The 12,971-nt window shown below is 42.4% G+C and carries 11 protein-coding genes and 1 riboswitch; of the genes, 7 read left to right on the forward strand and 4 right to left on the reverse strand.

Features of this window, described 5'->3' with window-relative positions:
• The first annotated feature begins 5 nt into the window (after window positions 1–5).
• From ABWV45_RS01245 to ABWV45_RS01265, 5 genes are all read left to right on the forward strand, one after another.
• Complete coding sequence (locus tag ABWV45_RS01245; RefSeq protein WP_353347868.1) at window positions 6–743, forward strand: DUF3108 domain-containing protein; 738 nt, start codon at window positions 6–8, stop codon at window positions 741–743.
• A gap of 33 nt (window positions 744–776) precedes the next feature.
• Window positions 777–876: riboswitch (TPP riboswitch) on the forward strand.
• Window positions 877–957: 81 nt separating this feature from the next.
• On the forward strand, window positions 958–3,120 hold the full coding sequence (locus ABWV45_RS01250; protein WP_353347870.1) for a TonB-dependent receptor: 2,163 nt from the start codon (window positions 958–960) through the stop codon (window positions 3,118–3,120).
• 49 nt (window positions 3,121–3,169) lie between these two features.
• Window positions 3,170–3,442 carry a YkoF family thiamine/hydroxymethylpyrimidine-binding protein gene (locus ABWV45_RS01255; RefSeq protein WP_353347872.1) on the forward strand — a complete coding sequence of 91 codons (273 nt, stop codon included), beginning with the start codon at window positions 3,170–3,172 and terminating at the stop codon, window positions 3,440–3,442.
• Window positions 3,443–3,451: 9 nt separating this feature from the next.
• Complete coding sequence (gene pnuC, locus ABWV45_RS01260) at window positions 3,452–4,135, forward strand: nicotinamide riboside transporter PnuC (protein ID WP_353347874.1); 684 nt, start codon at window positions 3,452–3,454, stop codon at window positions 4,133–4,135.
• On the forward strand, window positions 4,128–4,997 hold the full coding sequence (locus tag ABWV45_RS01265) for a phosphotransferase (RefSeq protein ID WP_353347876.1): 870 nt from the start codon (window positions 4,128–4,130) through the stop codon (window positions 4,995–4,997). The genes pnuC and ABWV45_RS01265 overlap by 8 nt, the downstream gene beginning before the upstream one ends.
• Here the strand turns inward: ABWV45_RS01265 and ABWV45_RS01270 are convergent.
• The 3 genes from ABWV45_RS01270 to dcd form a co-directional block, all read right to left on the reverse strand.
• The gene (locus ABWV45_RS01270; RefSeq protein WP_353347878.1) at window positions 4,984–6,288 is read right to left on the reverse strand and encodes a type II toxin-antitoxin system HipA family toxin; all 1,305 of its coding nucleotides are present in this window, start codon (window positions 6,286–6,288) and stop codon (window positions 4,984–4,986) included. The genes ABWV45_RS01265 and ABWV45_RS01270 overlap by 14 nt on opposite strands.
• A complete protein-coding gene (locus ABWV45_RS01275; RefSeq protein WP_353347880.1) occupies window positions 6,278–6,649 on the reverse strand; it encodes a hypothetical protein in 372 nt (123 codons plus the stop codon). The genes ABWV45_RS01270 and ABWV45_RS01275 overlap by 11 nt, the downstream gene beginning before the upstream one ends.
• Window positions 6,650–6,797: 148 nt before the next feature.
• Window positions 6,798–7,379: a dCTP deaminase gene (dcd, locus tag ABWV45_RS01280; protein WP_353347882.1), complete on the reverse strand. Its 582-nt coding sequence runs from the start codon at window positions 7,377–7,379 to the stop codon at window positions 6,798–6,800.
• An 80-nt stretch (window positions 7,380–7,459) separates the two neighbouring features.
• On the opposite strand from dcd, the gene ABWV45_RS01285 reads away from it, so the two are divergent.
• Window positions 7,460–9,502 carry a tRNA(Met) cytidine acetyltransferase TmcA domain-containing protein gene (locus ABWV45_RS01285; RefSeq protein WP_353347884.1) on the forward strand — a complete coding sequence of 681 codons (2,043 nt, stop codon included), beginning with the start codon at window positions 7,460–7,462 and terminating at the stop codon, window positions 9,500–9,502.
• Window positions 9,503–9,525: 23 nt separating this feature from the next.
• On the opposite strand, the gene apbC is transcribed toward ABWV45_RS01285, so the two are convergent.
• Window positions 9,526–10,611 carry an iron-sulfur cluster carrier protein ApbC gene (gene apbC, locus ABWV45_RS01290; protein WP_353347886.1) on the reverse strand — a complete coding sequence of 362 codons (1,086 nt, stop codon included), beginning with the start codon at window positions 10,609–10,611 and terminating at the stop codon, window positions 9,526–9,528.
• Window positions 10,612–10,771: 160 nt separating this feature from the next.
• On the opposite strand from apbC, the gene metG reads away from it, so the two are divergent.
• Window positions 10,772–12,799 carry a methionine--tRNA ligase gene (gene metG, locus ABWV45_RS01295; RefSeq protein ID WP_353347888.1) on the forward strand — a complete coding sequence of 676 codons (2,028 nt, stop codon included), beginning with the start codon at window positions 10,772–10,774 and terminating at the stop codon, window positions 12,797–12,799.
• Window positions 12,800–12,971 lie beyond the last annotated feature (172 nt).

Consider the following 12,971-nt stretch of genomic DNA (forward strand, 5'->3'; position numbering starts at 1 on the left):
ATGCTTTGAAAATTTTCAGCGTGATTTTTTATTTACTCCTTGCTACAGCAAATCCCGTAATCGCAGACATACCTACGACACCAAACATTACACTTTCGCCATACATAGCAAAATATGAAGCCACATGGAAAGCAGGCTGGTTCCCCGTTACCATCGAAGCAAAAAGAGAACTTTCCAAACTTGAAGATGGAAGTTGGCAACTCACATTTGAGGCCTACTCGTCTATTGCAGACTTGCATGAAGCCTCTAAGTACAACATTGAAGACAACACAATCAGACCACTGACATACCGCTATAAAACATCAGGTTTCTTATCTAAGAAAAAACGCGGTCAAACATTCGACTGGGACAAACGACAAACATTCATTAAAGAAAGAGATGAATGGGCCAACTACGAGCTTACTTTTGGCACGCAAGATAATCTGAGCTACCAAGAGCAAATCCGCCTTGACCTAATTGCCGGAAAAACAGAGTTTAGCTACCAAATAGCGTACAAAAATCGCTTAAAGGAATTCAAATTCAAAGTCGCCAATACTGGTAAAATTAAAACAAAAAACGGCGATATGAATACCGTAGAAGTAATTCAAATCAATAAAAAGCATAAAGAATCAACACAGATCTGGTTTGCCGTCGATTACGAATATCTACTCATTAAACTTAAAAACAAAGAAAGCAACGGCGACAGTAATACCATCAAACTAAAAAGCGCCCAAATTAACAACCAAACCCTGCTTGGCCTCTAATACTTCTTTCTCACAGTTAAATCACGTAGAATGGCCGCACCCAGGGGGAGGCCTCGGCCTGAGATGTCTTTTTAGCGAACCCCTAGAACCTGATCCGGTTAATACCGGCGTAGGAATGGACATTCTTTTAATAAGTATTCCCTATTTTTCTAACGGAATAGTTAAATTACCTCTACGCAATAACCGGGACTTATTCAATTTTTGGAAAAGACCCATGAAAACCCCCATTTTATTATTAAGCGCACTGAGCTTACCTGCGCTTGCAGCATTTCCAACCGCTGTGAATAGCCAAATCACAGACTCAGTAGCCACACCATCAGACACACCAGATACAAATGAAACCCAATTAGAAACCATTAATGTCACCGCTGATTTTCGTCAACTTGATTTAATGCAAATACCCTCTTCTATTACAGTGGTAGGTGAAGACGACATTCAAAGCCGCAATGCCGACCATTTAGAAAGCGTGTTATCCCTTGCGCCTAACGTAAATTTTGCTGCAGGCGCGTCCCGCGGGCGCTTCATTCAGATTCGAGGCATTGGTGAGCGCAGCCAATTTGTCGACCCTATAAGCCCTTCAGTAGGTTTAGTCATAGACGGAATAGACATGACAGGCTTAGCTGGTGCAGCGACTCTATTTGATATTAAACAAATAGAAATATTACGCGGCCCACAAGGCACTGCTTTTGGAGCCAACGCATTAGCCGGCATCATCAACATAAAAAGTACAGAACAAACCAATGAAAACTCTGGATTTATTTCCGCTCGCATAGGCAACTACAACAGCATCAACTTGAGTGGTGCAATTGGCACCCAAATAAATGAAAATCTTTCCGCACGTCTTGCGCTAAAAACACACACTTCAAATGGCTACATTGAAAACAAGCACCTAAATAAAAAAGACACCGCTGGGTTTGATGAAAATACAGCAAAAGCCAATTTAGTATGGGAAAACCATGCTAGCCGCTACAAGCTAAACCTAATTAAAGTTAAAACTGACAATGGCTACGATGCCTTTACAATAGACAATACCCGAAATACGCAAAGCGATGAGCCAGGAAAAGACACTATTGACTTAACTGCAGCATCCATACAAACCAGCAATCAAACTCAATACTTTTCTATAGAAACAAATACCGAATTTTCAAACAGCGATTCACTGTACTCATACGACTATGACTGGATGAATGACGGATTTAGAGGGCATACAGGTACAGACTTTGAAGCCTTTAATCGTGACACAGACAAAGCCAGCTTTGATATCCGCCTACTTTCAAAACCTCAAAGTAACATACTAAATAACTCAACTAGCTGGATAATAGGTGCTTACACAAAATCATTTGACGAAGATTTAACACAATCTCGCATTAAAAACTCAGCCCCTACAATATATAACAATTCATTCCATTCGAACTCATTCGCTCTATACAGTGAACTAACATCCTCACTCACAGCAACAACAAGTATGACTTATGGATTGAGAATTGAAGAATGGCGATCAAACTTCGCTGACTCCGAAGGACTTAAAGACAAACACTCAGAAACACTATTTGGTGGCAAGATTTCACTTGATACTTTATTAAATGAAAATCACCTTGCATATATAAGCCTTTCTCGAGGTTATAAAATGGGTGGGTTCAACTCAAACAAAAACCTGCCAACCGACCTAATAAAGTTCAACACGGAATACAATTGGGCAACAGAGATAGGCTTGAAATCTAGCTTACTCAACGATGAATTGACCACCAACATTGCTATTTTCCACATAAAACGTGAAGACCAGCAAGTTAAAAGCTCTACTGTTAGAGACAATGGCGCGACCTTCATTGATTCCATCAACAATGCAGCTTCCGGTGAAAACTTCGGCTTAGAATTAGAAGCGAATTGGAAAATTTCTCAACTATTAACATGGAAAGCAGCAATTGGTTTACTAGAAACAGAAATTAACGGGTTCACCATTAATATCGACACCGATGGAGACTGGGTAAATGATGCTACGCTTGATAAATCCGGCAGAAACCAATCTCATGCGCCTAGCTACACATTTTCGACCGCTATCAAATTAGATCTAACCAACAATCTAAGCGCCAATTTAGAGCTAGAAGGTAAAGATGAATTTTATTTCTCGGACACACATGACGCAAAATCAGAATCATTTAACTTACTTCACGCCTCTATCGACTACAAATTCAATAATTGGTCACTAGCCCTCACCGGTAAAAACCTTACAAATGTAGACACGGAGGTTCGTGGGTTTAGTGGATGGATTCAAGACCCTCAATACTATGTAGATCCAGCAACAGCTTACACACCAAATAAATACACGCAATTTGGCGAACCTCGCTTAATTTCATTAAGTGCTCGTTACGATTTTTAATACAACCATAGCCGAGCTCAGCTCGGCTTCTCTCACAATTGGAGCCAACATGGATTTATCCGTCGAAATCAGCAAGTATCCTTTGGCCGATGACTACATCCCCGCCATCAAAGACTTTATCAACCGCCTAAACGCCACTGACGGCATCAGTGTGGTAGGCAACACCATGAGCACGCAGATATTTGGCGATTACGATTTAGTCATGTCGGTGTTAACGAATGAAATGAAGCGCTCATACGAGCAATTTGGTAAAGCCATTTTTGTGTGTAAGTTTATAGGCGCAAATTTAAACCCTGCCCTCAACCCACACGGCGACAATTAAAGGCATAGTATGGAAGCAGATACTCAAACTCAGCAATCGTTTAATGAAGCCTTTATTCAAGGGGTAATCTCAGCCGCCCAAGCCATGAGCTATTGGGAAGTCATCGCGGTTGCATTGGGGATCGCTTATTTAGTCTTGGCCATGCGCGAAAACAGTCTGTGCTGGTATGCCGCTTTTGGTAGCACCGCTATTTATAGTTGGCTGTTTTTTGATGTTAGTTTAATCATGGAATCCGCACTTAATGTCTATTATTTGGTAATGGCCATTTATGGCTGGTATGTATGGAATAAAAAACCACAACACTCAGCTATGCAAAATGACATCAGCACTAAACTTCCCATCACGGTTTGGAGTGGCAAACAACACACGCTCGCCATTGGCGCTGTTTTATTGTTAACCTTTACCAGCGGATTTTTATTGCACGAGCATACCACGGCGGTCATGCCCTATTTAGATTCTTTCACCACATGGGGGGCGGTACTCACGACCTATATGGTGGCCAAAAAAGTTCTTGAAAATTGGATTTACTGGCTTGTTATAGACAGCCTTGCCATCTATTTATATTTAGATCGTGAACTGTATTTAACAGCCCTTTTAATGGCGGTATACGTTGTTATGGTTGTTTTTGGTTTCAACGCTTGGTTAAAAACTTATAAAAACGAACAAAGCACAGCCAACAAACAATATGCCTAACTCACACCTAATCAATATTCTAAACGACTGGATGCAATGGCCATCAATTTGCCAACAGCATCCCTCCTTAGAAGAGCTCACCCCTCTCAATGAGGGTTTAACCAACGAAAACTGGTTATTCCAACCTAAAGACAGCCAAGCCCAATATGTTATTCGCTGTAATTCCAATAAAGAATCCGACTTTTACATCAACCGTCACCACGAACGGGAAGTGCATCAATCCATATCAGAGCTAGGATTATGCCCAGCGGTCATATTTGAAAACAAAGAAAAAAACTACTGGATTCGCCCTTACATTAACGGCAAAACACTTAAAGAAACACTCGTAAATAACAGCTCACCTGAGCTTTTAAATCAAGTTACCCAAATATTAAAACAAGTTCACCAACTGCCTCTAAATCAGCATTGGCCGACTATTGATTTAAATGATCGAATTGAGTCTTATTGGCAGCAACTTATTTCAAAGCAACCTGATCAAGCCAAAGAACTAGAGCATTTAAAAACCGCAATTGAGCGACAATTCAAAACCAGTAATGACTTCAAACCTTGCCTTTGCCACATGGACTGCAACACACAAAATTGGATTATCAATCAGAATGAAACACATTTAATCGACTGGGAATACGCCCACATAGGTAACCCCGCTTGGGATTTAGCCGTACTGAGTGAAAGCGCCCAATTAAATGCAACGCAAATCAAGGCAATGCTCAAACAATATCAGTCCATTTCCATAACTCAATTCAATCAAGCCAAACAAGAAATGCAGTACTTAGAGTCTCTCTGGTTTGCCATTAAGCTAAATTTATCTTTAGCTGAGTTTTCAACCACACTTAACAGCATTTGGAGTATTAATAAGCCCTAAATGTGTATGACAAGTCTTCCGCTAACACCGGAGAAATACCCGCTTGTTGCGCACACGGTAACCAGTTATCAACACCAGTCAGCACCTCCCTCACAATTTTATTCAAGTGTTGCTTTGAAAGACCAGTTTGTTCCCCTGCAGCCAACATATCCTCAATTAAAATTTGATCACGCTTACCATTGATGCTCATTTGATGTTTTGATGTCCACTGCCCAATAGGGTTAAAACTATAAGCCACATCGAATGCCGGACTTAATTGCCAACGCCCTTTTTTATCCATTAAAAAGGCAATGTTTTTAGTGTGATCATCCTGATTACGATACACCACATTAAACACCATACGTTTAAACAGCTGCGCCACATCATCCCTTGACACATTTAACGTTCTAGCCAATACAAACGCCTGCTCATAACTGGCACCACCGGCCAAATTGAAATCATAATGACCCAAACCACACAAACTGGTCATATGGCGTTTTTCTGTACCTATGCGATCAAAGCGCTGCGTCATAAAGTGAGCCCTTCCACCTTCTTCTAGCAACCTACTTGGCATCATATGAATACCTACACCCTTGGCTAACAGGTAGTACGCATATTCAATTCGTCCAAATCCTAATGGGTCTGCCAACTCTTTGTCTTTGTTTTCACTTACCCCATCAAACTTAATCAACCACCCTTCAAAGCCATCTTGCGCGGGTAAATGCCCCGGTAGTATCTCTTGAGTTTGCTCATTCCAATTAATAATGGCCTTTGCACGAGCACCACCTGCAGAAGTACCAATTTGCAATATTTGCTCTAAATCCTGAGCGGCAATATCCGCCTCACCCTCCAACTCAATGTGGAAGTTCTTTTTCTGCAAAACCATGCTTGCTAAGCGCACCATATTTGATACATCAATTTCACTTTGCGCATCTTCTTCAAAGTAACGCTGTGTCGGCTTAAACTCTAACGCACCAATGGCGCGATTCGCGGTATAACACAACCTTTCAATTGGATTGAAATCATCCGGTGAGCGCCCATGTTTGATTAACCACTGATCAATCAAGGCATTACCAAACTTATCTGGCAATACATCTGCCAACAGCCCGGGTAATCCTTTAAATGTTTGAAAATTAAGCCCTGTAAAACGATATGGTGCTTGGCGCACAGGCATGACAATAGGTGCCACCTCAATGCCGAATTCAATAAACTCTGGGGTATACTGAAAATCTGCTACCTGAGCTGACTCATCCCAACGCACAACGGCAATGGTCGTTCCCCATAGCACTACCTCTGCTAAGTCAATCGACATGATCATCACCCCATTTAGGTGTTAGTTTTTCTTCCGCTTTATCTCTGCGCTTGCGAGAAATTCGCTTAGGTTTGAGCGGCCTTGCCTTCTCCATGGCCAACTGCTCCAATGGTGTCAATGCCTCAGGATCAGGAAGCGCAGAAACAAGTACTTCCAACAAACCCAAAGATTGAAGATACTTAAATAGGATAAGAGTCTGCCCCGATTGGCCAGCCTCAATATTTTGCACAGCCCGTAAGCTGATTTCAGCTAATTCAGACTGCTCAGCTTGAGTTCGATTTTGCGACAAGCGCGCATCTTTGCACACCCGACCAATGCGAACCATGGCCAACTCCACTTGATGCCCCAAGGTAGCTTTCATAATTAAACCGCATATTTATACGTATTAAATTAAAATAATATATCAATATGTAAGATTACGCACATAAAATATCAACTATAAATCTTTACACCATAAAAAAGCCCGCTATTGCGGGCTTCTTATAAAACAAATATAACCTACTAAAAGCCTAATCATCACCCATACGCGATGATATTGCCCCTTGTTGATTCTTGTACTTAGCGTTCTCACGAGAGCAATACGGACGTTTAGAGGGGCTAGACAAAGTTTCAAACGACAGCGCACAAATAATCATTTCAGGGCGCAAAGCCAGCGGCATCTTACCTAAATTATAAAACTCCAACACCACCTGCCCCTTCCAGCCAGGGTCGATTCGCCCAGCTGTTACATGAACCATTAAACCCAAACGCGCCAAGCTTGATCGACCATCAAGCCAACCTACTAAATCGTCAGGAATCTCCACCGACTCAAATGTTGAGCCCAGCACCAACTCACCAGGATGGATAAATAATGCATCGTCACCTTCAATGACAATTTCTTTACCCATCACCCGGTCAATATTTTTATTTAACTGGTCACGATCCCCTGATAAATCCAAAAACGGCACCGAATTATTGCTAAAGACACGAAAGCTATTCGCTAGGCGCAAATCAACACTAATACCCGATATCGCCTTATCATCCGGCCTAGGCGTGAGCTTTATATGACCAATATCAAGGGCCGATTGAATATCACCATCACTTAAACGCATGCAAAGCCTACAAACTCAGTTACAATTGGCCGAGATTCTAACAGAATAATTGAATACGGTAACAGGTAACCCTTCTTATTATGCTGCCATGGCTATCACAACTAAGTGAATACCGAGCAAACCAAAAAGCACGGCAGGTCATTTGGCTTGCAGGGGATCACCACTGGGCATGGTCAAATATCAATCACTGGCTCAGCCTGCACAAACACAACATCTATGTAGGCCAAGCCGAATTAAGGCACGCTTATTTAACCTGCGTTAAGGCCAGCAAGCCCAGCACCCTACTTGGCTATGAATGCGACAACGTGGTATTCGATGCCCATCACGGCTTATTCCCAGACGCACTAACCGCCATTTCAGGCACAATTAAAGCCGGAGGCGTTCTATTTTTACTCACACCACCATTGGAACAATGGCCTGAATTTGAAGATGAATTCGCAAAAGGCCGCACCAGTCTTGGATTTGAAGACCAATGTAAAAACCCCCTTACTACAAAACGTCTAATTCATTTCGCAAAGAAAGCTCAACGAGCAAACCAAGGGGTCATAATATTAGAACAGCACACAGAATTTAATCTTTCACCAGATTGGCTTCATGAATGGCAGAGCGTTACGCCTAACCTAAACACCCCAGCAAACTCCACAACCGATGATCAAACAGATACGCTTCAATATATAACAAGCAATCTAAGCTCACTTGAAAGCCACTTATTTACATCCTATGTGATTACAGCTGATCGGGGGCGTGGCAAATCACACCTACTGGGCATGATCGCTGAAAATTTAATAAACCTGAACAAAGATAACGGTATAAATTATTACCTTTGTGCACCCAATAAAGCCGCAACGACCGCCGTATATAAGCACTTAAGCGAGACCACAAAACAAGCTTTACAATTTTTAGCCCCCGAGCGACTAACAGAAACCGCAAGCCCTGATGACATTATCTTTATTGATGAAGCCGCCAGCCTTCCCATTGGGCAGCTCATTGAATGGAGCTCTCATTTCAAACGACTCATCTTCGCCAGCACAACACACGGCTACGAAGGCACAGGCAAAGGTTTTCAAATTCGTTTTTTCAATTATTTAGAGCAGCTATCTCTATCGCCTCTTCACACATGGAAACACCTGACCCTTTCTACACCTGTTCGCTTTAGTCAATCTGATCCATTAGAGCGCTGGTTATTTAAAAGCTTCTGTCTTGATAGTGAGCCAAGTGCCTTAAAACTGGTTGAAAAAAACAAGGTATCCAACGAATACCAAAGCGAACATCTAAACAACAAAAGCCTAACCAAGACACCTCACCTACTAGAGCAAGTATTCGCACTACTGGTACAAGCACACTACCAAACTAAACCAAGTGACTTGCGCGACCTACTAGACGCACCGGGACTAGAGCTGTTCATTCAAACGATTAAACACAAAGAAAAAAAGCACGTCATAAGTGTCTGCCTAATTAACGATGAAGGGCCTATTCCCAGTCATGACGAGCGTTCTAATAATTTACATGAAGAGATTTACAAAGGTTATAGAAGACCAAAGGGCCACTTGATCCCACAAGTACTGGCCCATCATCTTGGTCAATATCAAGCTTTCAACCTGAAAGGAGCACGGGTAGTACGTATCGCCACCCTTCCCCCATTTCAACAGCTAGGGCTGGCTAGCCGATTACTGAGCTTCGCGATTGCACATTTAAAAACCAACCGATATGACTATATTGGATCAAGTTACGCCAACACAAAGGACGTCACTTACTTTTGGATGAGAAACCAATTCAAAATCATTCGCCAAGGTAATAAATTAGATAAATCCAGCGGCACCCAATCAGCACTGGTCATTTATGGGCTTTCACAAAAAGGGTTAAAACTCGAACAAGACTGCCTAAACTTCCATGAAAGGCAACATCAAGCAATCGACAGCATCAGCGAACTAAAACCAACCGAGCGCAATTTACTTAATGCATTCCTAGAGCATAACGGCAGCTATGAGAGCGCCAAAATGATTTTGCAACGGTTCAATAACTTCAATATGGCTTTCCCTAAAAAAGCCAGCAAAGACTTCAAAAGTGAAATCAAAAACTGGCTTGAAGACAATCAAAATAGCCACCCAATACAAAACACCTGAGTGGCATCAGTTAATAGTCGCGATTAATCGTCAGAAATTTGAATTTCAGGCACAGCCTGACTCGGTAAACGACTCAACGCAACAGCCACATTACGCGCAACATTACGGTACATATTCGCTATATTCGAAGTAGGCTCATCCGCCACAACTGGCAGCCCACTATCAGATTGCTCGCGCACATATTTTGATAAAGGAAGTGAACCTAACAACTTAGTATCAAACTCCTGAGCAATACGCTCACCACCACCCTCACCAAAAATATGTTCTGCGTGGCCACAACTGCCACAAACATGAATGGACATATTTTCCACCACACCCAGCACAGGAATATTCACCTTACGAAACATCTCAATGCCTTTTTTAGCATCAAGTAACGCCACATCTTGAGGGGTTGTTACGACTACCGAAGCCGAAACTGGCACTTTTTGGCTCAAGGTTAACTGAATATCCCCAGTACCCGGCGGCATATCAATTACTAAGTAATCCAAATCATCCCATAATGTTTGTGTGATTAACTGCTGTAGCGCACCACTTACCATAGGGCCGCGCCACACCATAGGCGTATTTTCAGTAATCAAATACGCCATAGACATGGACTGCACACCGTGTGCAATAACAGGCTTGAAGAACTTGTCATCCACAGTTTCAGGACGAACCCCGTCCTGAACACCCAACAACATAGCAACCGATGGACCGTAAATATCAGCATCCAACAAGCCAACTCGCGCGCCATCAGCCGCTAACGCCAACGCCAAATTAACAGAAGTAGTCGATTTACCCACACCACCCTTACCAGACGCCACAGCAATGATATTTTTAACGTTGTTAATGCTTGCTAGATTTTCGTGAGCTTTGTGAGGCTCAACATACCAATCAATCAATACATGTGCAGAATCAATCCCATCCACATTCTCGATGGCCACCTGAAGCATCTGCTCAACACCCGTCTTCAGAAATTCACTAGGATATGGCAGAGAAAATTGCACCTCAACACGAGATCCATCAACCTGAAGTGATTTCAAAGCATCAGCGGTGATTAGATCGCTACCTAGATATGGGTCTTGATACCCTTTAATTGCGCCTTCTACAGCGGCTTGTAATTGTGACATATACACCTTCACACAAAGTAACCAAGTAATGCGCTCGGATTTTACCGACTCGCAACTATAATTAGTAGAGAAAACCGCTCAAGCTATATGAAACTGTGAAATCCTGATATATTACGCCCCTTTGTTTTTATCCAAACCTCTTAGTACCGAGACGATTTCCATGCGCCGCATACTAGTAACCAGTGCTCTACCTTATGCAAATGGCCCTATCCATTTAGGCCACATGCTTGAGTATATTCAAACCGACATCTGGGTGCGCTTCCAGCAATCCCGAGGTAATCAATGCAGCTATGTATGCGCAGACGATGCACATGGCACCGCTATCATGCTGCGAGCTGAAAAAATGGGCGTTACCCCTGAAGAACAAATTGCAGCCGTACAGGCCGATCACGAAAAAGACTTTGCTGACTTTTTAATCAATTTCGATAATTACGGCTCTACCCACAGCGAAGAAAATCGCCAAATTTCAGCGGACATTTACAACACATTAAAAGATAACGGCCACATCGCGGTTCGTGGTATTAAGCAGCTTTTCGACCCTGAAAAAGAAATGTTTCTTGCAGACCGTTATGTAAAAGGTGATTGCCCTAAATGTAAAACACCAGATCAATACGGGGACAACTGTGAAAGCTGTGGCGCAACATATAACGCTGCTGAGTTAATCAACCCAAAATCCGTTATGTCTGGGGCCACACCTATTGAAAAAGAATCCGAGCATTATTTTTTCAAGCTACCTGAATTCCAAGCATTCTTAAAAGACTGGACACGCTCAGGCACACTGCAAAATGAAGTAGCCAATAAATTGGCCGAATGGCTCGACAGCGGCCTTCAAGAATGGGACATCAGCCGCGATGCACCTTATTTTGGTTTTGAAATCCCAGGGGCACCGGGAAAATACTTTTATGTTTGGCTAGACGCTCCTATCGGTTATATGGCTAGCTTTAAACAATTATGTGATCGCAGTGCTTTAAATTTCGACGATTATTGGAAACCGGGAAGCGACACCGAGGTGTATCACTTCATTGGTAAAGATATTATTAACTTCCACGCGCTATTCTGGCCTTCCATGCTACACAGTGCAGGTTATCGCACACCAAGTGCTGTTTGGGCACATGGCTATGTCACCGTTAACGGTGCAAAAATGTCTAAATCTCGTGGGACATTTATTAAAGCCCGTACCTATTTAAATCAACTAGACCCAGAATATTTACGTTATTACTACGCCGCCAAATTAAACAACCGAGTTGATGATTTTGACTTGAATCTTGAAGACTTCTCTCAACGTGTGAACTCCGACCTAATCGGCAAAGTTATTAACATCGCTTCACGTTGCGCCGGCTTTGTTAAAAAATCAGGTGGTAAGTTAGCCCCAGTATTGCCTGATGCACACATCCTTGAAGAAGCTGTTACTAAGGGTGATGTCATTGCCCAATATTTTGAAGACCGCGAATACAGCAAGGCCATTCGTGAAATCATCGCCCTTGCTGATACCGCTAATGAATACATTCACGAAAAAGAGCCTTGGGCATTAGCCAAACAAGATGGTAAAGCCGAAGAAGTACTCGGCATTTGCTCTCTTGGTATTAACTTGTTCCGCCAATTAGTGACTTACCTTTCACCTGTTCTTCCAAACATGAGTGACAACGTTGCTAAGTTTTTGAATATAGAAGACTTAAACTGGGATTCCCGCAAGGCTCCATTATTGGATCACGAAATCACCAAATTTAAAGCATTGATGAGCCGCATTGAAAAAGACAAAGTCGATGCCATTGTTGAAGCCGAAAAAGCAGATGCAGAAGCCGAAGCTGCGACTAATCAAACAGTTAAAACTGAATCTGCATTGAGCGAGCCATTAGCCGATGAAATCGAATTCGATGATTTTGCTAAAACTGATTTACGCATCGCTAAAATTGTTTCTGCAGACTATGTAAAAGGTGCCGGTAAATTACTTCAGTTAACCCTCGATATTGGTGAAGGCAAAACCCGTAATGTGTTTTCCGGTATAAAAGCAGCTTACAACCCAGAAGACCTAACTGGTAAACTCACCGTCATGGTGGCTAACCTTAAACCACGAAAAATGAAATTTGGTATTTCAGAAGGCATGGTTCTAGCCGCAGGCCCAGGTGGCGACGAATTGTGGCTATTAGAGCCACACGAAGGCGCAAAACCCGGTATGCGAGTTATGTAAAGCAGTATTATCACAAAAGGCTTAATGCTGACCACAGTTGGCATTATGTCCTCTTTTGTGCGCCTCACTTAACTGCACAATGTTTTCCATCCTAACTTTTGAATCAAACAGCCACAAGAAACCATACACAGCAGAACATAAACCACTAAATAGATAACCCAAGCACTGTAAA

Source organism: Oceaniserpentilla sp. 4NH20-0058 (assembly GCF_040371755.1).
Classification (GTDB): domain Bacteria; phylum Pseudomonadota; class Gammaproteobacteria; order Pseudomonadales; family Oceanobacteraceae; genus Bermanella.

Excerpts from the sequence above, each read along its gene's own strand:
- ABWV45_RS01250 (WP_353347870.1), top strand. The coding sequence starts at position 958 with ATGAAAACCCCCATTTTATTATTAAGCGCACTGAGCTTACCTGCGCTT.
- ABWV45_RS01255 (WP_353347872.1), top strand. The coding sequence starts at position 3,170 with ATGGATTTATCCGTCGAAATCAGCAAGTATCCTTTGGCCGATGACTAC.
- pnuC (WP_353347874.1), top strand. The coding sequence starts at position 3,452 with ATGGAAGCAGATACTCAAACTCAGCAATCGTTTAATGAAGCCTTTATT.
- ABWV45_RS01265 (WP_353347876.1), top strand. The coding sequence starts at position 4,128 with ATGCCTAACTCACACCTAATCAATATTCTAAACGACTGGATGCAATGG.
- ABWV45_RS01270 (WP_353347878.1), bottom strand. The coding sequence starts at position 6,288 with ATGTCGATTGACTTAGCAGAGGTAGTGCTATGGGGAACGACCATTGCC.
- ABWV45_RS01275 (WP_353347880.1), bottom strand. The coding sequence starts at position 6,649 with ATGAAAGCTACCTTGGGGCATCAAGTGGAGTTGGCCATGGTTCGCATT.
- dcd (WP_353347882.1), bottom strand. The coding sequence starts at position 7,379 with ATGCGTTTAAGTGATGGTGATATTCAATCGGCCCTTGATATTGGTCAT.
- ABWV45_RS01285 (WP_353347884.1), top strand. The coding sequence starts at position 7,460 with ATGCTGCCATGGCTATCACAACTAAGTGAATACCGAGCAAACCAAAAA.
- apbC (WP_353347886.1), bottom strand. The coding sequence starts at position 10,611 with ATGTCACAATTACAAGCCGCTGTAGAAGGCGCAATTAAAGGGTATCAA.
- metG (WP_353347888.1), top strand. The coding sequence starts at position 10,772 with ATGCGCCGCATACTAGTAACCAGTGCTCTACCTTATGCAAATGGCCCT.